Raw genomic sequence first — 22,410 nt, 5'->3', positions numbered from 1 at the left:
TCGCGGGCCTACCCTTCGCGCCCGGCGTCGGTGATCGCGCGCTGCGCGGACTCGTCGCTCGCGGCGTAGGCCTCGGCGGCGGACGAGAGCGCCCTGCCCATCTCGGCCATCCCGTCCGGCAACCCGTCCAGCACCCCCGCCGCCTCGTCCGCGGGAGCCCGGTGCCGTCCGTCGAACGCCAGCCCGACCTCGTCCTCGCCCCACGGCGACGACGCGACCGCCTCGCGCAACGTCCGGGCGATCTCCGCCGCACGCTGGGTCAGCCCGTCGAACTCCGAGGCGTGCTCGCCGAGCCTACCGGCGTCGGCCTCGAAACCGCCGGCCTCGAAACCGTGGGAACCGGGCCCCGTCATCGCGAACGCTGCCATTCGGAGTCGTCGATCCAGTTGGCGTCCTCGAAGCTCTCGTCGTCGCCGAAGTCGTCGGCACTCGGGGTGCGGTCCTGCCCGGCCGGGGTGATCTCGTCGGCCGTCAGATCGGCCGTGCCGAGCAGCAGCGCCTGCGGATCGGTGTCCTGCGGCAGCGCCGGAGCCAGCACCTCGCTCGCATCGGTGAACGCCTTGGCCGTCGCCGCGCCGGTGAGGCGGACGATCTGGGCGGCGAGCTCGGCGGGCCGGTACCGCTCGTAGGCGGCGTCGGCGATCGTCAGGCCGGTGAGCACGCCACGCCCGCCGACGGTCGCGGTGACGAGGCCGTCGTCACTGCTGGCGGATTCGCTGACGGCCGTGAGCTGCTGCTGCACGTCCGCCAGCTGCTCCCGGCTCCGCCGGTACTCGGCGAGCAACTGCTCCACCTCGTCGCGATGGTCGGTCACGGCGATCTCCCGACGTCGATCAGTACGGCCGCATGCAGCCCCGGCTGGAGTTCAGACGTGACGGCCCGGCCGGTGGTTCCCGGTATCCCCCGAAAGGACGACCGCGATGAACCAGATGCCCCACGGCGGGCACGGCGCCCACGGTGTGGGCATCTCAGCCCGCAAGAGCCTTGACGACCCGCGACGGGCTCGGCCTGCCGAGCTGCTCGGCCATCCACGTGCTCGCGGCGACCAGCGCGTCGAGCTCGGCGCCGTGCTGCACCCCGAGCCCGTCGAGCATCCACACGAGGTCCTCCGTGGCGAGGTTTCCGGTGGCCGACTCGGCATAGGGACAGCCGCCGAGACCGCCCGCGGACGCGTCGACCGTGGCCACGCCGCGGCGCAGCGCGGCGAGCGTGTTCGACAGCGCCTGCCCGTAGGTGTCGTGGAAGTGCACGGCCAGCGCGTCGACGCCGACCCCCGCGGCGGCGAACGCGTCGACGAGCCGGTCGACCTGGCCCGGCGTGGCGACGCCGATGGTGTCGCCGAGGGACAGCTGCCAGCACCCGGCGTCGAGCAGGCGCTTGCCCGCCGCGACGACCCGGGCGGGGTCGACGGCGCCCTCCCACGGGTCGCCGAAGCACATCGACAGGTAGCCGCGCACGGCCATGCCCTCGTCGCGGGCGCGCGTGACGACCGGTTCGAACATCGAGAACTGCTCGTCGTAGGTGGAGTTGAGGTTCCGCCGGGCGAACGCCTCCGTGGCACTGGCGAACACGGCGATGTCGGCGATCCCCGCGTCGACGGCCCGGTCCAGGCCACGTGCGTTGGGCACCAGCACCGGGTAGCGCACACCGGGCCTGCGCTCGAGGCGTGCGAGCAGTTCCTCGGCGTCGGCGAGCTGCGGCACCCACTTCGGGTGCACGAAGCTCGTCGCCTCGAGCATCGTCAGACCGCCGCGCGCGAGCCGGTCGAGGAACTCGAGTTTGACATCGACGGGCACGGTGGCCGCCTCGTTCTGCAGCCCGTCGCGCGGGCCGACCTCCCAGATCGTCACCTCGGCCGGCAGGTCGCCGGACCGGGGGAGCCGCTCGGGCAGTCCCACTTCTCGTGCGCCCATGTTCATCACCCCTGCTGCGCGCCGGGCTGGGGCGACTGCCCCGGCTGCTGCGGTGGGTACGGCTGCTGCGGTGGGTACCCCTGCTGCGGCGGGTGTGGCTGCCCGGTGGTCTGCTGCCCGGCGGTCTGCTGCCCGGACGGCTCGTAGTCGAAGTCGTCGTACGGGTTCTCGTTGACCTGGCGGTAGATGTAGGTGTGCACCTTCTCGACGTTCGGGATGTCGTCGAAGGTCAACGGCTCCTCCGACGCCGATTCGATGATCAGCGTGCCGCAGCCGAAGACCCGGTCGAGCAGCCCGTGTTCGAACCGCACGCTGTTGATGCGGGCCATCGGGATGTCGACGCCGGTGCGCTTGAGGACACCTTCACGGGCGATGACGCGGTCGGTCGTCACGATGAAGTGGGTGGTGCGCCACCGCACGAACGGCCCGGCGACCGGCCAGATCAGCAGGATCAGCGCGACGGCACCGACGGCGATCTGCGTGACGAGATCCCACGGCGCCTCGAAACCGGGCGCCACGAAGAAGGCCAGCCAGCCGCCCACGACCAGGGTGAGCACCAGGATCAGTACCGGCCATACGAGCATCTTGAAGTGCGGATGCTTGTGGACGACGACGTTCTCGCCCTCACTGAGCAGGCTTTGTGGATACGCCACCGCTGGCCACTCCCCGATACGCGGTTGTCTTCTCTGCGGGCAACGGTACCGCTCCGGAGCGTGTTTCACCCACCGGTCGGCCGAAGATGCACGATGTCTCCCGCAAACACGGTCCGGCGGGTGCCCCCCGGAAGAGCGACGACCAGCGCGCCGGTCGGCTCGATGTCGACCGCATCGCCGATCACGCTGCCGCCGCCGGTGACGACCTTGACCTCGTGACCAAGCGTCACGCACCGCCGCCGGTACTCGTCGAGCATGCCGGCATCGGCGAGGTCGCCCGCCGCCTCGCGCCACCCGACCTCGCGTTCGTGCAGCGCCGCGAGCAGCATCATCGCCACGTCGGTGCGATCGCTCGTGGCCGCGCCGAGCTCGGCGAGCGAGACCGGAGGCAGCGTGCCGGCCGGCACGGTCACGTCCGCGCGCACGCGCGTCACGTTGAGGCCGATGCCCAGCACGACGGCCAGATCGTCCGACGAGGCCGCCTCGGACAGGATTCCCGCACACTTGCCCGAGGCATCGGCGGCCAGGACGTCGTTGGGCCACTTGAGCGCGACCTGCGCCCCGAGCGCGTCGCCGACGTCGAGCACCGCCAACCCCGCGACGATCGACAGCGATCCCACGCCCGCGACCGGCACGCCTGCGGGCCGCAGCAGCACGCTCGCGTACACCCCGGAGCCCGGCGAGGCCCACGTCCGGCCGCGCCTGCCGAGCCCGGCGGTCTGTTCGGCCGCGACGAGCGCCGTCCGGTCGGGCGCACCGTCGACGACCGCCTGCCGCAGGTCGGCGTTCGTCGAGCCCGTACTGGCGACCACGTCCACCTGCGCGTACGGCCCGACCGGCGCGGCCAGTTCACCACGCAGTCGGGCCCCATCGATGCGATTCGGCACGCGCGAGACCCTAACGCCGGGAGCTGCGGGGACCTCACCTCGGCGTGCGGATCGGCTGCGGGATCAGCTGCGGGAACGGCCGTCCGCCGCGACACGGCGGACGTAGTCCACGCCACACCAGCACCCGCGGACCCATGGTTAAGCTCGCGTGTCATGAGCAGCGCAACGGAGCCGGCCGGGGACGCGCCCGACGCCCCGAACACCGAACCGGACATCCACACCACGGCGGGCAAGCTCGCCGACCTGTACCTGCGCTACGACGAGGCCGTGCACGCCGGATCGGAGCGCGCCGTCGAGCGCCAGCACGCCAAGGGAAAGAAGACGGCGCGCGAGCGGGTGGACATGCTGCTCGACCCGGGGTCCTTCGTCGAGCTGGACGCGCTCGCGCGGCACCGGTCGACGAACTTCGGGCTCGAGGACAGCCGTCCGTACGGCGACGGTGTCGTCACCGGCTACGGCACGATCGACGGCCGCGAGGTGTGCGTGTTCAGCCAGGACGTCACCGTCCTCGGCGGCGCGCTGGGCGAGGTGTACGGCGAGAAGATCACCAAGGTCATGGACCTGGCGATGAAGACCGGCCGCCCGATCATCGGCATCAACGAGGGCGGCGGCGCGCGCATCCAGGAGGGTGTCGTCTCGCTCGGGCTGTACGCCGAGATCTTCCGCCGCAACACCCACGCCTCGGGGGTCGTCCCGCAGATCTCGCTGATCATGGGCACCAACGCGGGCGGGCACGTCTACTCCCCCGCGCTGACGGACTTCGTCGTGATGGTCGACGAGACCTCGCACATGTTCATCACCGGCCCGGACGTCATCAAGACGGTCACCGGTGAGGAGGTCACGTTCGAGGACCTCGGCGGTGGCCGCACCCACAACGCCAAGTCCGGCAACGCCCACTACTTGGCCTCCGACGAGGACGACGCCGTCTCCTACGTCAAGGAGCTGCTCAGCTTCCTTCCCTCGAACAACCTGGCCGAGACACCGGTGTTCGACGCGCCGGAACCGGCCGGCGGTGCGATCACCGAGGACATCACCGACGGCGACCGGGAGCTGGACACGCTCGTGCCGGATTCGCCGAACCAGCCGTACGACATGCACGAAGTGGTGAGCCGCGTACTGGACGACGGCGAGTTCCTCGAGGTGCAGGAGCTGTTCGCGCCGAACGTGCTGACCGGCTTCGGCCGCATCGAGGGCCATGCCGTGGGCATCGTGGCCAACCAGCCGACCCAGTTCGCGGGCTGTCTCGACATCGACGCCTCCGACAAGGCGGCGCGGTTCGTGCGCACGTGCGACGCGTTCAACGTGCCGGTGCTGACGTTCGTGGACGTGCCGGGCTTCCTGCCGGGGACCGACCAGGAGTGGAACGGCATCATCCGCCACGGTGCGAAGCTGCTGTACGCCTACGCCGAGGCGACGGTTCCGCTGGTCACCGTCATCACGCGGAAGGCCTACGGCGGTGCGTACGACGTCATGGGCTCCAAGCACCTGGGCGCCGACATCAACATCGCGTGGCCGAGTGCGCAGATCGCGGTGATGGGAGCGCAGGGCGCGGCCAACATCGTCCACCGCAAACGGCTCGCGGCCGCGGGCGAGAGCGGCGAGGACGTCGAGCAGCTGCGCGCCGAACTCATCCAGGAGTACGAGGACACGCTGTGCAACCCGTACGTGGCCGCCGAGCGCGGCTACGTCGACACGGTCATCCCGCCCGCCCACACCCGTGGGCACGTCACACGCGCGCTGCGGATGCTCCGTGAGAAGCGCGAGAACCTGCCCCCGAAGAAGCACGGGAACATTCCGCTGTGAGCACCTCCGACGAGACTCCCGAGACGGCGTCGACCGACGCCGGTACCGACGGTTCCGGCAACGACCGGCCGCTGCTGCGGGTCGTGCGCGGGGAGCCGGACGACACCGAACTGGCCGCATTGACCGCGGTGGTGGCCGGCCTGGCGGCCGGCGACGGCGGCAAGGGCGGCGAAGGCGGCGACGCGCCGCCGCGTTCCCGGTGGGCGGACCGGGCCGCGCTCGTACACGCGCCGCCGGCCCCCGGACCGGGGGCGTGGCGCGCGTCGGCGCTGCGTCGCTGAAATGCTGCGTCGCTGAAATGCTGTGTCGCTGGGATCAGAGTCGCTGAAATCGGGCCGCCGGGATCAGAGCCGCTGGGATCAGAGCCGCGGTCATTACGCCTACCTCCCTGCCGGAACCATTGCCGAGACCACCGGTTCCGGTGAAGAGCCGGGCGGCGGCGCGGTTCCGGCGTACCCCCGGAGTCGCACCATCCCGGCGAGCCCGGCCATCGCCAGCACGAGCGGGATCCCGAACGCGTAGCGGTGGGCGCCTGCCGGAGCCACCCCCGCGGCGAGCAGCCCGTCGATCGCCAGGCCCGCCCCGAGCTGCGACACGACGGCGAAGGTGAACCCGCCCATGTTGGCGAGCCCGCTGGCCACCCCCGCGCGGTGCGCCGGGCTCGCCGACCGCGCGAGATCGAACGCCAGCATGCTCACCCCGCCACCGACGCCGAGCGCGACCAGCGCAGGCAGCAGCGTCGCAACCGTCGCCCCGGCGGGCAGGACCACGAGCGCGGCACCCCCGCAGACCACGAGCGTGCCCGCACCGAGCACGAGCCGGCCGCGCACCTGCGGCCTGCGCGAGGCCAGCTGCCCTGCGCCGGTGCTGCTCCCGACGAACCCGAGCACGACGACGGTCACCAGCCCCGCGGCCGCCCCGCCGGACAGGCCGTGCGCGGCGACGAGATACGGCTGGCCGAGCACCGCGGTGAACGAGACGAACGAGCCCATCAGCACGAAGTGCGTCACCAGGGCGTGCCGCACGCCCGGCGACCGCCAGGTCAGCCGCAGCGTGTCCCGCAACCGCTCGGCCGGTTCGGCCCGCACCCGCTCGGCCGGTTCGGCCACAACGCCGTCACGGTCCGCAGCGCCGTCGCACTCCGCTGCGCCGTCGCGCTGCTGCGGCGATTCGCGCAGGGCGGCGGCGGTCACCGCCAGCACGACGACGGTGACGACACTCGCGACGAGGAACGCATTCGTCCAGCCCTGGGCATCCAGCAGCGCCGCGAGCGGCGAGGTCGCGATGATCTGACCGAGTCCGCCGATCATGCCGGTGAGTGCGGCGACGAAGGCGTAGCGGTGACCGGGGAACCAGTTGCGCGTGATCCGCAGGACGCTGACGAACAGGCATGCGTCCCCGGCGCCGATGAGCGCCCGGCCCGCCATCGCCGCCGGATACGCCGTCGCGAGCGCGAACACCACCGAGCCCGCGGCCATCAGGGCGGTCCCGCCGACGAGCAGCACGCGCGGGCCGTACCGGTCGTTGCCGATGCCGACGGGCACCTGCAGCAGCGCGTACAGGGTCAGCTGCACCACGGAGAACGCGGCGAGGCCGGTCGCGTCGATGTCGAATCGCTCCTGCGCGGTCAGCCCGGCGACCGACAGGCTCATCCGGTGGAACATCGCCGTCAGGTAGCAGAGCGCGCCGAGCGCCCACATCGCCCACGGCACGAGCGCCCTCGCCGCAGGCACCCTCCCCGCAGGAGCCCCCGACGTACCGGACTCCGGCGCACCTGCCTGCGACACCGCGGCAGGACGTGACCCGAGCAGCCGCACACCCATCCCCTTGTTCGACGGTTCCGCCGTATAGACATCACACGGACATGACTTGTATCTATGTTGTGCTCAACACTCCGGCTAAACTGCGGAACATGTCAACGAGCGACCGGTCACACCCGCCCGCGCCGGCCTCCACGTCTCCCGCACCCGGCCGCGAACCGGCGCCGCGGCAGTCCCCGTCCGGAGAATCGGCACCCGCTCGCCCGGCGGGCGAGCGGGTGTACGCCTGGGTGAAGGAGCGCATCCTCGACGGCAGGCTGCCCGGAGGCGAACTGCTCAGCGAAGGCGACGCCGCGACGGCACTGGATCTGTCGCGCACGCCCGTGCGCGAGGCGTTCCTACGACTCGAAGTCGAAGGGCTGCTGCGGTTGTATCCGAAGCGCGGCGCGCTCGTCGTCCCCGTGTCGCCGGACGAGGCCGACGAGGTCACCGAAGCCCGCATCCTGCTGGAGAGCCACGCCGCGGAGCGCGTGATCGAACGCGGCGAGGCCGCCGACGTCGCCGCCCGCATGCGCGCCGTACTCGACCGGCAGCGAGCGCTCGACGTACCCGCCGACCGGGCCCGGTTCTCGACACTGGACCGCGAGTTCCACGCGACGCTCGTCGACGCGGCGGGCAACGGCCTGATCTCACACTTCTACTCCGGACTGCACGACCGGCAGGTGCGCATGGCCACCTCGGCGCTGCGCCGCGTACCGGATCGGCGGACCGAGATCCTCGCCGAGCACGACACCCTCTGCACACTGCTCGAACACGGCGACGCGGCCGGCTTCCGCGCCACGCTCACCACGCACATCAACGGCACCCACGGGGCGCTGCTGGACAGCTGACACGGCAGGAGGCGACGGCGAGCGACGGCGGAGGACGGGCCGGCGACCCTCGCAGGACCCGCATCCCGTGCCTCGTAACCTGGGGTTCGTGCGCTTCGTCCTCGCCTCCGCCTCTCCCGCCCGGCTCGCCGTGCTGCGCGCCGCAGGGATCGAGCCCGACGTGATCGTCTCCGGAGTCGACGAGGACGCCGTCGCGGCGGACCTCGCCGATCCGACTCCCGTCGCGACGGTGACGGCCCTGGCCGCAGCCAAGGCACGCGCGGTCGTCGCCGAACTCGACAGCGACACCGGCGCCGGCAGCGACACCGGCAGCGGCGCCGAGGACGTCGTCGTGGTGGGCTGCGATTCGATGCTGTCGATCGGCGGTGACCTGGTCGGCAAGCCGCAGACCGCCGAGATCGCCCGCAAGCGCTGGGCGGACATGGCAGGCGCTTCAGGCGACCTGCTCACCGGGCACGCCGTGCTGCGTGTGTCGGGCGGCACGGTCACGGCCGAGGCGAGCGGCACGCGCACGACGACGGTACGGTTCGCCGATCCCGCCCCGCACGAACTCGACGCCTACCTCGCCACGGGGGAACCGCTGCAGGTCGCGGGCGCGTTCACGCTCGACGCGCTGGGCGGCTGGTTCGTCGAGGGCATCGACGGTGATCCGTCCAGTGTCGTCGGCATCAGCCTGCCGCTGACCCGGCAGCTGCTCGGCGAGGCGGGCGTCAGCGTCGTGGACCTCTGGCGCCGCTGATACACCCGTTCGGGGGCTCCCCGTCGTGGCCAATGTAGACACACTGGACATCCTCGGCGGCCGAATCTCCACCGGCACCACGGACGCGAACGCAATCGGCGTTCCACTCTGCACTGTCTTCATGCGACGGTGGTACATCGACGAGGGGAACCCCGAAAACCGAGTGTGATAACGCGTCACTCGTTCACGTTCCCCCAGGTCTCGATCGTATGGGTCCCCTTGCGAGTCACGGCGGACCGGTTCGATGATCTTGGAGCGAGGTCACGGATGATCCGGCGACCCGACGACCGAAGCATCACAATCCCTAGGGAGACTGGAAATTGCGTAAGACCCTGGCTCGTACCACTGCCGCCACCGCCATCGCCCTCGGCGCCCTGACCGCAGGCGCGGGTGTCGCTTCGGCCGGCACGATCGACGCCCCGGAGGTTCCGTCCAACCCGACCGGTGCCGACTACGTCAACGCCTGGAACGAGTCCGGTGCTCACCTCGGCGCCGGTGCCGCAGGCCTGGTCAGCTCCGCCTGGGCCGGCGCCATCCCGTCGATCCTCGGCGCCTGAGCGGATTCTCGCGCCGTAGCGCCGATACCGAACATGTGACAACCCCGGGTGGCCCGGCCACTCGGGGTTTTCGCATGTCCGGATCCGCCGACTGTGGTCTCGTCGACAGCACAGCCCTCACACGTCGGGGTACTGTCGCGTTCGTTCCGGCCCACCGGCTCACGCGAGACCGGCCGTTCGAAGGAGCCCTGTGGATCAGCACGAATTCGCCGGCAAGGTCGCTGTGGTCACGGGCGCAGCCCAGGGAATCGGCGCCGCCGTGGCCAGGGCACTGCGCGACGCGGGTGCCACGGTGGTGGCGACGGACCGCTCGCCCGGCGTCGCCGAGACGTATGCCGACGAACCGGCCATCACGGGCATGGCCTGCGACGTGACCGACTCGGCACAGGTCGACGACGTCGTCGCGAGGACGGAAGCGACCGTCGGCGCCGTCGATGTCCTGGCCAACGTCGCCGGGATCCTGGTGAAGGGACCCGTCGCGTCGTACACGGACGAGGACTGGGAGTTCACGTTCGGGGTCAACACCACGGGCGTGTTCCACATGTCGCGGGCCGTGAGCGCGCGCATGATCGAGCGGGAGCGCGGCAGCATCGTCACCGTGTCGTCGAACGCGAGCGGCGTGCCGCGGCGGGGCATGGCAGCGTATGCGGCGTCGAAGGCCGCAGCGACCATGTTCACCAAATCGCTGGGCCTGGAACTGGCCGATCACGGCATCCGCTGCAACGTCGTCTGCCCCGGATCGACGGACACGCCCATGCAGCGCGCCATGTGGGAACACGACGGCGGCGGCCCCGAGCCGGTGCTCAACGGCGATCCGGAGAACTACCGGGTCGGCATTCCGCTGCGGCGCATCGCCGACCCGGAGGACGTCGCCGACGCCGTCCTCTACCTCGCCTCGGACCGCGCCCGGCACGTGACCATGCAGGAGCTCTACGTCGACGGCGGCGCCACCCTCCGCTGACGCGCCCGCGCCGTGTTGCGGATTCCAGAGCCCGTGTTGCGGATTCCAGAGCCCGTGTTGCGGATTCCGGAGGCCGTGTTGCGGATTCCGGAGGCCGTGTTGCACGCACGGCCGTGACCGACGCGGCACTCGGGCCGTCGGACCAGGCGGTTACCGCCGCGGCGCCACCCTCCGCTGACCCGCCCGGGGAAGCCGGAGCGCGCCGGCGAGGGCCAGTACGCACAGCCCGACCACGCACCAGAACGCCTCGCCGAACGAGGCCGCGACGTCGCCCGTCGCGGCGAGGCGCAGTTCCAGCAGCACAGCCAGGCCCGCGGTGCCGATCGCCCCGCCGACGTAGTTGACGAGACTCAGCGCGCTCGATGCCCGCGGCAGCAGCTCCTGCTCGACTGCGGTGTAGACGATCGTCATCACCGGCGAGGCGATCATGCTGGTGCCCAGGCCGCGGACGAGCAGCGTCGCGATCAGCCCGCCGTCGGTGAGGTCGGCGAGCTGGGTCAGCGGCACCGTCGCCGCGATGATCAGCGCGAACCCGGTGACCACGATCGTGCGCGGCGCCACCCGGTCGATCAGCGGCTTCACCACGAGCAACGACCCCAGCACCGCGCCGGCGCCCTGTGGTGCCAGCATCAGCCCCGCGTCCCACGCCGACAGCCCGCGCCCCGACTGCAGATACATCGGCAACAGGAACATCGTGCCGAACACCGACGCCGCAGCCACGAACAGCGCCAGCACCGCGGCGCCGACCGGTGGGGTGCGCAGCAACCGCGGGTCGACCAGCGGCGTCCGGTCCGACCGCAGTGCGTGCACCAGGAACGCCGTGAGCAGCCCGGATCCCACCACCAGCGCGGTCACCGCCATGGGCGGGTTGCGCTCCTCGGAGCCGATGTCGGTGAGGCCGAACAGCACCGCAGCCAGCCCGGGCGAGAGCAGCATCGCCCCCCGCAGGTCGAACCGCGAGACCGTCTCGGCCGCGGGCACGCGCGGCACCAGCCACACCGCCAGCAGCATCGCGACCACGCCGACCGGGAGGTTCACCAGAAACAGCCACGACCAGTCCGCGACCTCCAGCAGCGTGCCGCCTGCCAGTGGGCCGAGCACCGGCGCCAGCATCGGCACCACACCCACGATGCTCATGATCCGGCCGGTGCGGCTCCTGCCTGCCACCCGCGCCAGCAGCGCCTGTCCGGTCGGCGGCAACAGCCCGCCGCCCAGTCCCTGCAACACCCGGAACGCGGCCAGCGACGCCGTCGACCACGCCAGCGCACACGCCAGTGACCCGGCCAGGAACACCGTCACCGCACCCAGCCACACGCGGCGCGCCCCGAACCGTTCCGCCAGCCACCCCGACATCGGCGCCGCCGCGACCACCGCCAGCAGGTACGCGGTGCTGGCCCACTGCACCTCGGTCACGCTCGCACCGAACTCGGCGCTCAGCGCAGGCAGGCCGACGTTGACGATCGTCGCGTCGAGCGAGGCCATGAACGTGCCGAGCACGAGCACCAGCGACATCGCCAGCAGTCTGCCGCCGATACGGCCGGACTCCTGCGCAGCCGCACCTCCGGGGTCGTCGGTGCGCGCCTGCGCCGTCACTCCGCCCACTCCGCACGCTCCGGGCCCGCCTGCAGGGACCGCTCCGCGAGCCGCACCAGCGCCGCGGCGCCCGACTCGGCAGTCCCGCTGCCGTCTCCCGCCCCGCGCTCCGTGGCCTCACCGCCGGCGGCGGCACCGTCCTCGCCGCCGAGCACGTCCGGCAGTGCCCGCAGCACGCGTTCGAACGCGGCCGCCAGCGTGCCGGCGTCCTCGGCCACCATGCCGGGCCGGCACGCGACGATGCCGCGCCAGCCCGCGCCCTCCGGCATCACGGTGACCGTCACCGGGTGGTGCGTGAACTCCCGGAAGCGCATGCCCGTCATGCTCAGGCCCGGCGCGGGTTCGGCCAGCCGGTCCGGGTCGACCGGGTAGTTCTCGAACACCAGCAGGCTGTCGAAGAGCCGTCTCACACCCACCGAGCGTTCGAGTGCGGACAGCGACACCGTGTGGTGTCCGGCCATCGCCTGCTGCCGGTCCTGCAGGTCGCGCAGCGCACCGTCGAGCGGGCCGGTGAGGTTCGCGCGCACCGGCACGGTGTTGGCCAACAGGCCGATGATCTCCTCGACACCGTCCACTTCGGGCGGTCTGCCGGACACCATCGTGCCGAAGTGGACGTCGGTGCGCCCGCTCCGTGCCGTCAGCACGGCCGCCCAGGCACCCTGCACGAGGGTCGCGGCCGTGATCCCGCACGCGACGGCCGCCGCGGTGAGCGTGCGCACCAGCTGCGGTTCGAGGTCGAACGTGACCGGCTCCGGTGTCACGGCGCCCACCGGGTCCTCGGCAGGCACGTCGGCGGCCGGGATGTCGGGCAGTGCCCGGTCGTACCGGTCCACCGACGCCAGCTCACCGGACCATGCGGCGACGTCGGCGTCGCGGTCGCGTTCGGACAGCCACCGCAGGTACCGGGTGAACGGGACCGGTTCCGGCAGGTGCGCCGCGCTCCCGGCGGCCGTGCGCGCGGTGTAGGCGGCGAAGATCTCCCCGAGCATGCGCGGCGCCGACCAGCCGTCGGACAGCACGTGATGCGTGGTCAGGACGAGTTCGACCGCGTCGGCGGCCCTGCGGACGACGGTGAGCCGCACGGCCGAGCCCGCGGCCGGGTCGAAGGGTTCGGCCAGGTCGGCGGCCAGCACTCGCTCGACTGCGGCGTCGACGTCGGCCCCGGTCGAGACGTCGACCTGGCGGCGGTCCGGTGCCGCATCGGCGAGCAGCACCGCCACCTCGAGTCCCGGCGGGAACGCGGCGCCGAGGTTGGGATGCCGGGCCAGCAGATCGCAGGCCGCGGCGTGCAGCGCGTCGACATCGACCCGGCCGGTCAGCGAGAACGCTGCCTGCACCGTGTACGGATCGCGGCCGCCCGCGGGAACCCGCCGCGAGTGCTGCAGCATCAGTTCCTGCAACGGGCTCAGCGGCAGCACGTCGGCCACGCGGTAGCGCCGCTCCAGATCCTCCACATCGGACTGGGTGAGGGACACGAGCGGGAAGTCGGACGGCGTGCGGCCCGCACCGGCGGGCGCGTCCTCATCGGAGGCCAACGCCGTCAGTTCCTGCCGGAACGCCTCCACCAGTCCGGCGACGTCGTCGTCGGTCAGCACCGCACGCGGCCAGGTCACCCGTACGTGCAGCGCCTGGCCGTCACCGTCATCCCAGGTCATCGCGTTGAGCATGAGGCTGTGCGGCATCGGCAGCGTGTCACCGCCGGAACCGAACGGTGCCGAACCCGGCGGCGCCTGCCACGCGCGCTCGGTCTCGGGCGCCGAGGCGAACTGGCCGAGGTAGTTCCAGCTGACGTCGGGCCGCACCGGGCTCACCTGTCCTGCCGCGGCAAGGATCCCGTGGCCGAGGCCGTCCCCCTGAGCGCGAAGCTGCTCCTTGACGGCCTTCAGCTGCGTGGCCGAGTCCCCGTCCGGCAGCGTGATCCGTGCCGGATGGACCGCGGTGAACCAGCCGACCGTGCGCGACAGGTCGACCTCGCCCGCCGGATCGGGCGCGTGCCTGCCATGGCCTTCCAGCGCCAGGTACAGGTCCGGTGCGCGGTCCAGCCAGCGGGCGATCGCCCGGGTCAGCGCGGTCAACAGCACCGTGTCGGGTGTCGCGTGGTAGGCCGCGGGCAGGCTCGTCAGGAGCGTCCTGCTCGCCTCGGCGTCCAGGGCGAACTCGTGGTGCATCGCCGTCGCACCGGTGTCGCGCTGCGGATCGAACCGGGTGCGGGTGAGTCGTTTCTGCGGGTTGCGCCCGACGCCGCGCCAGTGCGGCAGTTCACCGGCCCGGGCATGGGCGGCCGAGGCCAGCGACCGCGCCCAGCCCAGGAACGGAGTGGGCCTGGGCAGCTCCCTGCCCTCGTAGGCGTCGGCGAGGTCGTCGAGCAGCACCCGCCACGACACGCCGTCGACCAGCAGGTGGTGGGCCACGAGCACGAACCGGCCCAGTTCGCCGGGACCACGGTCGACCCACAGCGCGCGCACCAGCGGCGGGTGGTGGACGTCGAACTGGCCGCGCACGTCGGCGATCCAGCCGTCGACGAGGTCGCGCACCTCGCCGGTCGCCGTGACGTGGGTGAGCACGTCGGCCGCGGTGACCGAACCCGGTTCGGGAATCCGCAACACCGCACCGTCGCCGGCGTCGGCGAGGTGGGCCCGCAGCACGTCGTGGGTCCGCAGCAGGGCGTCCACGGCCTGCGACCACGTGGCGAGGTCACCACCCGCCGGGACGCAGATCTCGGTCCACTGGCAGAAGTCGCCGGGCTCGGGTGCGCGCTCGAGCAGGTCGCGCATCACCGGGGTGAGCGGGGCATCCCCTGTGGACGGTCCGGCGTCGGCACTCGCCGCTGCGGCAGTGCTGCGCGCCGCGATGCCCGCGATCGTCCCGCCGTCGAGCACGTCCCGCGGCCCGAGCCGCAGCCCCTGCCTGCGCGCGCGGGACACGACCTGCAACGAGACGATGCTGTCGCCCCCGGCGTCGAGGAAGTGGTCCTCCAGGCGGAGATCACCCGCGCCCAGCACGTCCCGGACGATGCCGAGCAGCACCTCCTCGGCGTGGGTCGACGGCTCCCGTCCCGCGCCGTCGCCTGCGTGTTCGGGTGCGGGCAGCGCGCCGGAGTCGAGTTTCCCGCCCGGGGTGAGCGGCAGCCGGTCGAGCCGCACGAACGCGGCCGGGACCAGGTGGTCGGGCAGCTGTCCGAGCAGGTCCTCCCGCAGCCGCACCGGATCGAATTCCGCACCCTCGGCCGGGATCACGTAGCCGACGAGTTGCCTGCCGCCCCGCACGACGACGGCGCAGCCGCGGACGTCGGGATGCCGCGTCAGCACGGTCTCGATCTCCGCGGGTTCGATGCGGAACCCTCGGACCTTGACCTGCCGATCCGCGCGGCCGAGGAACACCAGCTGCCCGTCGGGACGCCAGAACACGACGTCGCCGGTGCGATACATCCGCGATCCCGGCTCGCCGTGCGGATCGGCCACGAACGCCTGCGACGTCTGCCCCGGCCTGCCGAGATAACCGCGGGCGAGTTTCGGCCCCGCCAGATACAGCTCGCCGGCCACGCCGGTGCCGACGGGCTGCAGGCCGTCGTCGAGCACGTAGGCGCGCACGTTCGGGTCCGGCCGTCCGATGGGGACGGCGCCGGTCTCGCCCGGTTCGTAGTGCCAGGTGACCGCGTTGATGGTCACTTCGGTCGGCCCGTAGGCGTTGAACAGCGCGCGCCTGCCCGTGCCCCACCGGTCGGCCAGTTCCGGGTCGAGCCGTTCGGCGCCGACCACGAAGAACACGTCGTCGGGCACGATGCGGTCCTCGGGCACGGCCGACAGGAACGACGGCAGCAGGTTCACCCCGGTCAGCCGGTGCTCGGCGAGGTAGTCGAGCAGTTCGTCGCCGGGCACGCGCACCTCCTCCGGCGCGACGACGAGCGTTCCGCCGGAGGCCAGCGGCACCATCGTCTGCCAGAACGCGACGTCGAAGCTGGTCGAGGCGAAGTGCAGGTAGCGGTCGCGTTCGGTGACCCCGACGACCTCTTCCTGCAGCGCGATCAGATCCGGAATGCCGCGGTGCGTCACGGCCACGCCCTTGGGATTTCCCGTGGTGCCGGAGGTGTAGATGATGTAGGCCAGCGAATCCGGCGTCAGCGCCGCGCGGGCGCCGGCCGGGTCGTCGTCGCTGCCGACGGCCTGCGCGTCCGGATCGTCCGTGCGCACCACGACGCCGTCCCCGGGAACCTGCCCGCCGAGCCGCGCCAGCGCGTCGGCGTCGGTGACGAACGCGGCGGGCCGCGCGTCGCCGATCATGTACGCGAGCCGGTCGGCCGGGTAGTCCGGGTCGAGGGGCAGGTACACCGCCCCGGCCTTGAGTATGCCCAGCAGCGCGACGATCATCTCGACGTCGCGGCCCAGCAGCATCCCGACCGGCACCTCCGGCCCCGCTCCCGCGTCGAGCAGGCGGTGGGCGAGACGGTTGGCCTGCCGGTCGAGCTCGGCGTAGGTCAGGCTGCGGCTCCGGCACACGAGCGCCTCGGCCTCGGGGGTGCGGTCCACCCACGCGGCGAACGTCTCCAGCACCCCGTCGCGGGGTGTCTTCGGGAGACGGGACGTGCCCTGGTCGAGCACCGTGGCCGTCTCACCGGCGTCGAGCATCGGCAACCGGCCGACGGGCCGGTCGGGTGCGGCCACCAGTTCGGTCAGCAGCGTGTGCAGCCACCGGGAGTATCCGCGCACGGTGTCGGCGGACAGCGCGTGCGGCTGGTAGCTGAGCACGAGGCTCAGCGTGTCGCCGGGCAGCGCGATGACGGTGAGCGGATAGTGCGTGGCGTCGGTGATGTCGACACCGGCGAGTGCGACCTGCTCGTCGACCGCGAGTCCTTCGCCGTTGAACGGGAAGTTCTCCATCACCAGCATCGTGTCGAACAGGTCGCCTGCGCCGACGGCACGCTGGATGTCGGGCAGGCCGAGGTGGTGATGCTCGGCGAGCGCCACCGATTCCTCGTGGACCGCCTCGAGCAGCTCGGTCGCCGGCTGATCCGGGCGATACTGCACCCGCACCGGAATCGTGTTGCCCAGCTGGCCGATCATCGACTCGACCCCGTCCACTTCGGGCGGCCTGCCGGAGGTGGGGCAGCCGAACACGACGTCGCGCCTACGGGTCAGCCTGCCGAGCAGCAGTCCCCACGCCGTCTGCAGCACCGTGGTGACCGTGATGCCCCGGTCGCGCGCGAAGGCGCTCAGCCGCTTGCTGAACTCCTCCCCCAGATCCAGCGTGATGTCCTGCGGCCGGACGACCTCCCGCCGCGCCGTCGCGGGCGCCAGCCGGGTCGATTCGTCCACACCGGACAGTGCGTCGCGCCATGCGCCGCGTGCCGCACTGCGGTCGCGGTCCGCCAGCCAGTGGTGGTAGTCCTGCAGCGACGCCGACGGCGCCACCACGGGGCCGCCGCCGAGTTCGCGATACAGGCCGAGCAGCGTCCGCCCGGTCAGCGGCATCGACCAGCCGTCGAGGAGCGCGTGGTGGTTGGTGAGCACGAGCCGGTGCTCGGCCGGGCCGAACCGGACGAGGCAGAACCGGATCAGCGGCGGCACCTCGGGATCGAACGGCCGCTCCAGCTCCTCGCGGCACCGCGCGGCGAACGCCGCCTCGACATCCGGGTCGCCGGAAGCAGCCGCCACGGTGTCCACCGTGGACATGTCGACGTGCTGCCAGTCCACATCGACCTCGGCGGGCACGACCTGCACGACCTCGCCCGCCGCGGTCGTCGCGAGGTGCACGCGCAGGGCGGGCTGCCTGCGCAGCAGCTCCCGGGCGGCCTCGGCGAGCCGCCGCTCGTCCAGTTCGCCGGTGAGCGTGAGCACGGCCTGCACGATGTACACGTCCGCGTCGGTCTCGCCTGCGGCCATCGTGTGGAACGACAGCCCGGCCTGCAGCGCCGTCGCGGGCAGCACGTCCGACACGGGGCGCTGCCGTTCGAGCGCGTCGATGTCGGCCTGGGTCAGCGACACGAGCGGCAGATCGGACGGCGTGAGTCCACCACCACCGGGACCGAGGCGTTCGGCGTGGGCGGCGAGCGCGTCGAGGGCCTCGGACCAGGCGCGCTGCAGGTCGGCGAGGAGGTCGGCACCGACGAGCCTGCCCGCGGCGGTCCATTCGACGGCGAGGCGCGGACCGCCGCCCGCATCACCACCGCCGGCAACGCCACCGTCTCCGGCAACGCCACCGTCTCCGGCAGCGTCACCGGCACCGTCGTCCGGGCCGTGCTCGTGGACGAAGCAGTTCAGCGCCAGGACCTGTTCGAGCGCCTTGCCGTCGGGTTCGAGGACTCCGAAGGCCTCGCGTTCGGGCAGTCGCCAGTCGCCGCCCTCCGGCGCGGCGAACCGGCCGAGGTAGTTGAGCAGCACCTCCGGCGGTGCCGGGGCGAACTCGGCGCCGTCGTCGAGGTGGCGCAGGATGCCGTGGCCGAGGCCGCCGTCGGGCACGGCGCGGCGAGCCTCCTTGACGGCGCGCAGCAGCCGTCCGGCCGCGTGGCCGCCCGCCAGTGCGTCGCGCAGTTCCGCATCGGTCCGCAGCGTCTCGGCGGGAACGCGCACGGGGAACTCCGCGGTGAACCAGCCGATCGTGCGCGAGAGGTCCGCGCCGGGCGTGAGCGGTTCACGGCCGTGGCTTTCGACCGTGATCCCGACGGCGGCCGGGCGCGGATGCGCCTCCCCCGGTGTCCGGGCGCGCACGGCCTGCACCGCCAGCGTCAGCGCCGCGAGGAGCACCTCGTCGGTTCCGGTGCGGTACGCCGCGGGCAGGGACGTCAGCGCGGCGGCCGACGACCGCGTACTCACGACGGTAACGTCGCGGCGGGCCGTCGCGACCGTGTCCTGCTCGGGGTCGAGCGCAGGCAGGCCGAGCGGCCGGATCGCCGGATCGGCGGCGGCCCGCCAGTGGTCGAGTTCGCCGCGCCGCTCGCCCGAGGCGCCCTGCTCGGCCAGCGCCAGCGCGTGCGCCCGCCACGACGTGCCCGCGGGCGCGAGCACGTCACCGCGGCAGGCGGCTCGCAGGTCCGGCAGCAGGACCCGCCAGGACACGCCGTCCATCACGAGGTGGTGCACGACGATCACGAGCCGGTCGTCGCCGACGAGGGCCAGCCGCAGCAGCTCGCCCGCGACCGGGTCCAGCTCGGCCGCGAGGCGCTGCGCCACGTCGGCCGGATCGGCGCCTGCGGGTGCGGTCGAGACCATGCTCTCGGCGGCGACCTCCGTGACGGGCCGCACCTCGAGCTCCCGGCGTCCGGTCAGCCGCAGTCGCAGCGCGGCGTGCGTGTCCACGACGACGCCGAGCCCGGTGACCAGGGCCGGGCGTTCCAGCGGCGTGCTCGTCGTGACGACCGTCCACTGTGCATAGTCCGCGACGGAAGCCGGGTCGGGATGCGGGTCGAGCAGGCCGCGGGCGATCGGCGGTGCGGGCAGCGTGCCGACCGGTTCGTCGGCGACGGCGGGCACGGCGTCGTCATCGGATGCGGACAGTCCGGCCGCCAGCGAGGCGAGGTCGCGCCGGGCGAGCAGATCGCGCGGACGCAACTCGAACCCGTGGCCGCGGAGGCGGCTGCTGACGCTGATCGCGCTGATGCTGTCGCCGCCGAGGCCGAAGAAGTCGTCGTCCGGGCCGACCTCGTCGGGTGCCAGGTCGAACACCTCGGCGACGACGGCGCACAGCAGCCGTTCGCGTTCGGTCGACGCCGGCCTGCCGGACGTCGTGGCGCGCGGCACGGGCAGCGCCGCGCGGTCGACCTTGCCGCTGACGGTGAGCGGCAGCTCGTCGAGCACGACGACCGCCGACGGCACCAGGTGGTCGGGCAGCCGCTCGGCGAGACTGTCGCGGATCCCGTCCGGTGCCGGGGCCGCGCCGCGTTCGGGGACGACATATCCGACGAGCCGCGGCGTCGCCGTATCGCGGCGGACCGTCGCGGCGGCGCCGCTCACCCCGGGCAGCGCGCCGAGCTCGGCCTCGACCTCGCCGACCTCGACGCGGTGGCCGCGGATCTTCACCTGGCCGTCGGCGCGGCCCAGGTAGTCGAACCCGCGCCCGGGAGTCCACCGGGCGAGGTCGCCGGTGCGGTACATCCGGTCGCCGGGCGGCCCGTACGGATCGGCCACGAATCGTTCGGCGGTACCGGCGAACCGGCCGAGGTACCCGCGCGCGAGCTGCGGCCCCGCGAGGTACAGCTCCCCCACCGCGCCCGGCGCAACCGGCTGCAGCGCGTTGTCCAGCAGGTACGCGCGCATCCCCGCCAGGGGTGTGCCGATCACCGGGGTGTCGCCGTCGATGCCGGCGTAGGCCGCGTCGACGGTCGCCTCGGTGGGGCCGTAGATGTTGCGACCGTCCACATCGGACTCGGCGATGCGACGCCACAGCGCGGGCGGCGTCGCCTCCCCGCCGAGCACGAGCAGCGACGGCCGGTGCGCCCCGGTGAGCAGGCCGGCCTCGACGAGCGGTGCGGCCAGGGCCGGCGTGGTGTCGACGACGTCGATCGCGTCGCGGGCATAGGCGGCCAGCAGCGCGTCGGCGTCCTTGGTGACGTCGGTGTCGTAGAGGTGCAGTTCGTGCCCGCACAGCAGCCACAGCAACTGGTCCAGCGCGGAGTCGAACGCGAACGAGTACGTGTGCGCGACGCGCAGCCTGCGGCCGGCACGGCGTTCGGTCTCGGCGACGACCGTCGCGCGCTGGTGGTGCAGCAGCGCCTGCAGACCCGCCGAGGGCACGAGCACACCCTTCGGCGTACCCGTCGAGCCCGACGTGTGGATGAGATACGCCAGATCCTCCGGCCTGCGCTGCCGTGCCCGTTCGCCGGTAGACAGTGGACGGTCGTCGCACCTCGCCGCATCGGCGACGGCGATCGTGGACCACGCGCCGAGGTTGCGGCCGAGCGCCGGATCGGTGACCACCAGCGCGGGCCGCGCGTCGTCGAGCAGCAGGCGCAGGCGCTCATCGGGATGGTCGAGGTCGAGGGGCTGGAACGCCGCCCCCGCGTCGAGCGCGGCGAGCAGCGCCACGACGAGGTCGGCCGACCGCGGCAGCGCGACGGCCACCAGATCGTCCGGACCCGCGCCGCGCGCCCGCAGCGCCCGCGCGAGCCGGTGCACCCGCGCGGCCAGCTCGGCGTAGGTAATCCGTTCGGCACCGCAGACCAGCGCGGTGTCGCCACCGCGGGACGCCGCCAGCGCGGCCAGGACGTCCGGCACCGCCGCGGGTTCACCCGGGATCGCGGCCGGCGCCCACGCCTCGAGCACGGCGGCCCGGGTGTCCTCGGACAACAGCGACACCCGCCCTGCCGTGCGGTCCGGATCCGCGGACAGCTGCCGGACGATCGAGCGCACCGCGTCGAGCCGTGCGTCCACATCGGACTGCGAATGGGTGCGGGCGTCCACTTCGAACCCGAGCAGCAGTCCGCCGCCGCGGCTCGGCAGCACGCTCAGTCCCATGTCCTCCGGCGGACCGCCCGCGACGTTGCGCATCACGCCCTGCGAACCGGCGAAATCCAGCGTCAGATCGAACGCCTTCAGGTTCACCCCCGCGCCGTGCAGGATCGCCCCGGCACCCGGAGCCGCCAGGTCGCGCGGCAGGTTCTCGCCGCGGTAACGCTGGTGGGCGCGCAGCTCGCGCATCTCCCCGGCCACGCGCCGCGCGACGACGCCGAGGGTGTCGCCACCGCGCACCTCGACCCGCAGCGGCAGCACGTTCACCGCCATCGCCGGCGTCCGCAGTTCCGCCGCGCTGGTGCGGCACATCAACGGCAACGCGAACAGCACATCGCTGCGGCCGAGCACGCGGTGCAGGAACACCGCGTAGCAGGCCAGGAGAGCGTCGCCCCACGTGACGCCCTCCCGGTCCGCGCACGCGCGCAGCTCGGCCAGGTCCTCGGCGCCCAGCTCCGCACTCGCCGAGACCGTGTCCGCGAGACCGGAACCGGGTGCCGTCCACTCGGGCAGATCCGGCAGCGGCGTCATCCGGTCGACCCAGTACGCACGGTCGGCCTCGGGCTTGTCGCCGGCCAGGTAGTCTCGGTCGGCGGCGACGACGTCGGCAAACGGGCTGAACGGGCACTTCGGCGGGTCCTCGCCGCGCACGAGCGCCGTGTACCGGGCGGCCGTGCGGCGGGCCAGCATCGCCGCGCTGTAGCCGTCGAACACCAGGTGGTGGCCCAGCTGCGTGTACCGGACGTCCGTGGCGGACAGCGTGATGATCGTCTGCGTGTACAGCGGGCGGCCGGTCATGCCGCGCGTCGATTCGGCGAGTGCGCACCGCTCCCGCGCGACCAGCTCCTCGGCGGCCGCCATCGGATCGGGTTCTCCGCTGACGTCGACCACCCGCGGCGCGGGCACCGGTTCGTCACTCACCCACTGGCGCGGCCCGTCGGAGGTCTCGGCCAGCCGCAGTCGCAGCGACTCCGCCTCGCCGACCGTGCCGGTCATCGCTTCGGCCAGCCGCGCGACGTCCACCGGCTCCGCACCGCTGAGCTCCACGACGTCGCCGACGACGTAGTACGGCGAATCCGGTTCGAGGCGCTGGGCGTTCCAGATGCCCAGCTGTGCGCTGGTCAGCTCGAACAGCTCGGCGGCAGGTGCCGCGGATTCCGCAGGTTCCGACGATGACAACACTCGCTCCTCACGAACGCTTCGGGCAGGGCCGG

General features: G+C 72.8%; 14 protein-coding genes. 6 read left to right on the top strand and 8 right to left on the bottom strand.

Going from position 1 to position 22,410, the window contains the following annotated elements; translation table 11 throughout:
- Positions 1-8 precede the first annotated feature (8 nt).
- The 5 genes from LY41_RS21055 to LY41_RS21035 form a co-directional block, all read right to left on the bottom strand.
- Entirely contained in the window at positions 9-368 is a 360-nt protein-coding gene (locus LY41_RS21055; protein WP_253865926.1) for a hypothetical protein, read from the bottom strand.
- The gene (locus LY41_RS21050; protein ID WP_253865925.1) at positions 350-814 is read right to left on the bottom strand and encodes a YbaB/EbfC family nucleoid-associated protein; all 465 of its coding nucleotides are present in this window, start codon (positions 812-814) and stop codon (positions 350-352) included. Before LY41_RS21050 ends, LY41_RS21055 begins: the two co-directional genes overlap by 19 nt.
- 154 nt (positions 815-968) lie before the next feature.
- Positions 969-1,913, bottom strand: a complete 945-nt coding sequence (locus tag LY41_RS21045) for a hydroxymethylglutaryl-CoA lyase (protein ID WP_253865924.1) — start codon at positions 1,911-1,913, stop codon at positions 969-971.
- A gap of 5 nt (positions 1,914-1,918) precedes the next feature.
- Positions 1,919-2,566 carry a PH domain-containing protein gene (locus LY41_RS21040; protein WP_253865923.1) on the bottom strand — a complete coding sequence of 216 codons (648 nt, stop codon included), beginning with the start codon at positions 2,564-2,566 and terminating at the stop codon, positions 1,919-1,921.
- 65 nt (positions 2,567-2,631) lie between these two features.
- Positions 2,632-3,453, bottom strand: coding sequence for a biotin--[acetyl-CoA-carboxylase] ligase (locus LY41_RS21035; RefSeq protein WP_253865922.1), 822 nt, complete (start codon positions 3,451-3,453; stop codon positions 2,632-2,634).
- Between the two features lie 153 nt (positions 3,454-3,606).
- On the opposite strand from LY41_RS21035, the gene LY41_RS21030 reads away from it, so the two are divergent.
- Together LY41_RS21030 and LY41_RS21025 are read left to right on the top strand one after the other, a co-directional pair.
- Positions 3,607-5,256 (top strand): acyl-CoA carboxylase subunit beta, encoded by a 1,650-nt coding sequence (locus tag LY41_RS21030; protein ID WP_253865921.1) that lies wholly within the window; start codon positions 3,607-3,609, stop codon positions 5,254-5,256.
- 71 nt (positions 5,257-5,327) lie between these two features.
- The gene (locus LY41_RS21025; RefSeq protein WP_253866138.1) at positions 5,328-5,537 is read left to right on the top strand and encodes an acyl-CoA carboxylase subunit epsilon; all 210 of its coding nucleotides are present in this window, start codon (positions 5,328-5,330) and stop codon (positions 5,535-5,537) included.
- A 99-nt stretch (positions 5,538-5,636) separates the two neighbouring features.
- On the opposite strand, the gene LY41_RS21020 is transcribed toward LY41_RS21025, so the two are convergent.
- On the bottom strand, positions 5,637-7,073 hold the full coding sequence (locus LY41_RS21020; RefSeq protein WP_253865920.1) for an MFS transporter: 1,437 nt from the start codon (positions 7,071-7,073) through the stop codon (positions 5,637-5,639).
- A 95-nt stretch (positions 7,074-7,168) separates the two neighbouring features.
- Between LY41_RS21020 and LY41_RS21015 the strand changes: the two genes are divergently transcribed.
- The 4 genes from LY41_RS21015 (at position 7,169) to LY41_RS21000 (ending at position 10,163) form a co-directional block, all read left to right on the top strand.
- A complete protein-coding gene (locus LY41_RS21015; protein WP_253865919.1) occupies positions 7,169-7,906 on the top strand; it encodes a GntR family transcriptional regulator in 738 nt (245 codons plus the stop codon).
- An 88-nt stretch (positions 7,907-7,994) separates the two neighbouring features.
- Positions 7,995-8,645 carry a Maf family protein gene (locus LY41_RS21010; protein WP_253865918.1) on the top strand — a complete coding sequence of 217 codons (651 nt, stop codon included), beginning with the start codon at positions 7,995-7,997 and terminating at the stop codon, positions 8,643-8,645.
- 320 nt (positions 8,646-8,965) lie between these two features.
- Positions 8,966-9,202: a hypothetical protein gene (locus LY41_RS21005; RefSeq protein ID WP_253865917.1), complete on the top strand. Its 237-nt coding sequence runs from the start codon at positions 8,966-8,968 to the stop codon at positions 9,200-9,202.
- Between the two features lie 190 nt (positions 9,203-9,392).
- Positions 9,393-10,163, top strand: coding sequence for a 2,3-dihydro-2,3-dihydroxybenzoate dehydrogenase (locus tag LY41_RS21000; RefSeq protein ID WP_253865916.1), 771 nt, complete (start codon positions 9,393-9,395; stop codon positions 10,161-10,163).
- 150 nt (positions 10,164-10,313) lie between these two features.
- On the opposite strand, the gene LY41_RS20995 is transcribed toward LY41_RS21000, so the two are convergent.
- Together LY41_RS20995 and LY41_RS20990 are read right to left on the bottom strand one after the other, a co-directional pair.
- Positions 10,314-11,675, bottom strand: coding sequence for a DHA2 family efflux MFS transporter permease subunit (locus tag LY41_RS20995; RefSeq protein ID WP_253866137.1), 1,362 nt, complete (start codon positions 11,673-11,675; stop codon positions 10,314-10,316).
- A 77-nt stretch (positions 11,676-11,752) separates the two neighbouring features.
- A complete protein-coding gene (locus LY41_RS20990; RefSeq protein ID WP_372493330.1) occupies positions 11,753-22,378 on the bottom strand; it encodes a non-ribosomal peptide synthetase in 10,626 nt (3,541 codons plus the stop codon).
- Positions 22,379-22,410: the final 32 nt, after the last annotated feature.

It is taken from the genome of Prauserella halophila, from assembly GCF_024171895.1.
Taxonomy (GTDB): Bacteria; Actinomycetota; Actinomycetes; order Mycobacteriales; family Pseudonocardiaceae; genus Prauserella; species Prauserella halophila.
This window is presented reverse-complemented; position numbering and strand designations above follow the sequence as displayed.

What these genes read in the sequence shown, in the direction of transcription:
- LY41_RS21055 (WP_253865926.1), bottom strand. Translation starts at nt 368, where the DNA reads ATGGCAGCGTTCGCGATGACGGGGCCCGGTTCCCACGGTTTCGAGGCC.
- LY41_RS21045 (WP_253865924.1), bottom strand. Translation starts at nt 1,913, where the DNA reads ATGGGCGCACGAGAAGTGGGACTGCCCGAGCGGCTCCCCCGGTCCGGC.
- LY41_RS21030 (WP_253865921.1), top strand. Translation starts at nt 3,607, where the DNA reads ATGAGCAGCGCAACGGAGCCGGCCGGGGACGCGCCCGACGCCCCGAAC.
- LY41_RS21015 (WP_253865919.1), top strand. Translation starts at nt 7,169, where the DNA reads ATGTCAACGAGCGACCGGTCACACCCGCCCGCGCCGGCCTCCACGTCT.
- LY41_RS20995 (WP_253866137.1), bottom strand. Translation starts at nt 11,675, where the DNA reads ATGTCGCTGGTGCTCGTGCTCGGCACGTTCATGGCCTCGCTCGACGCG.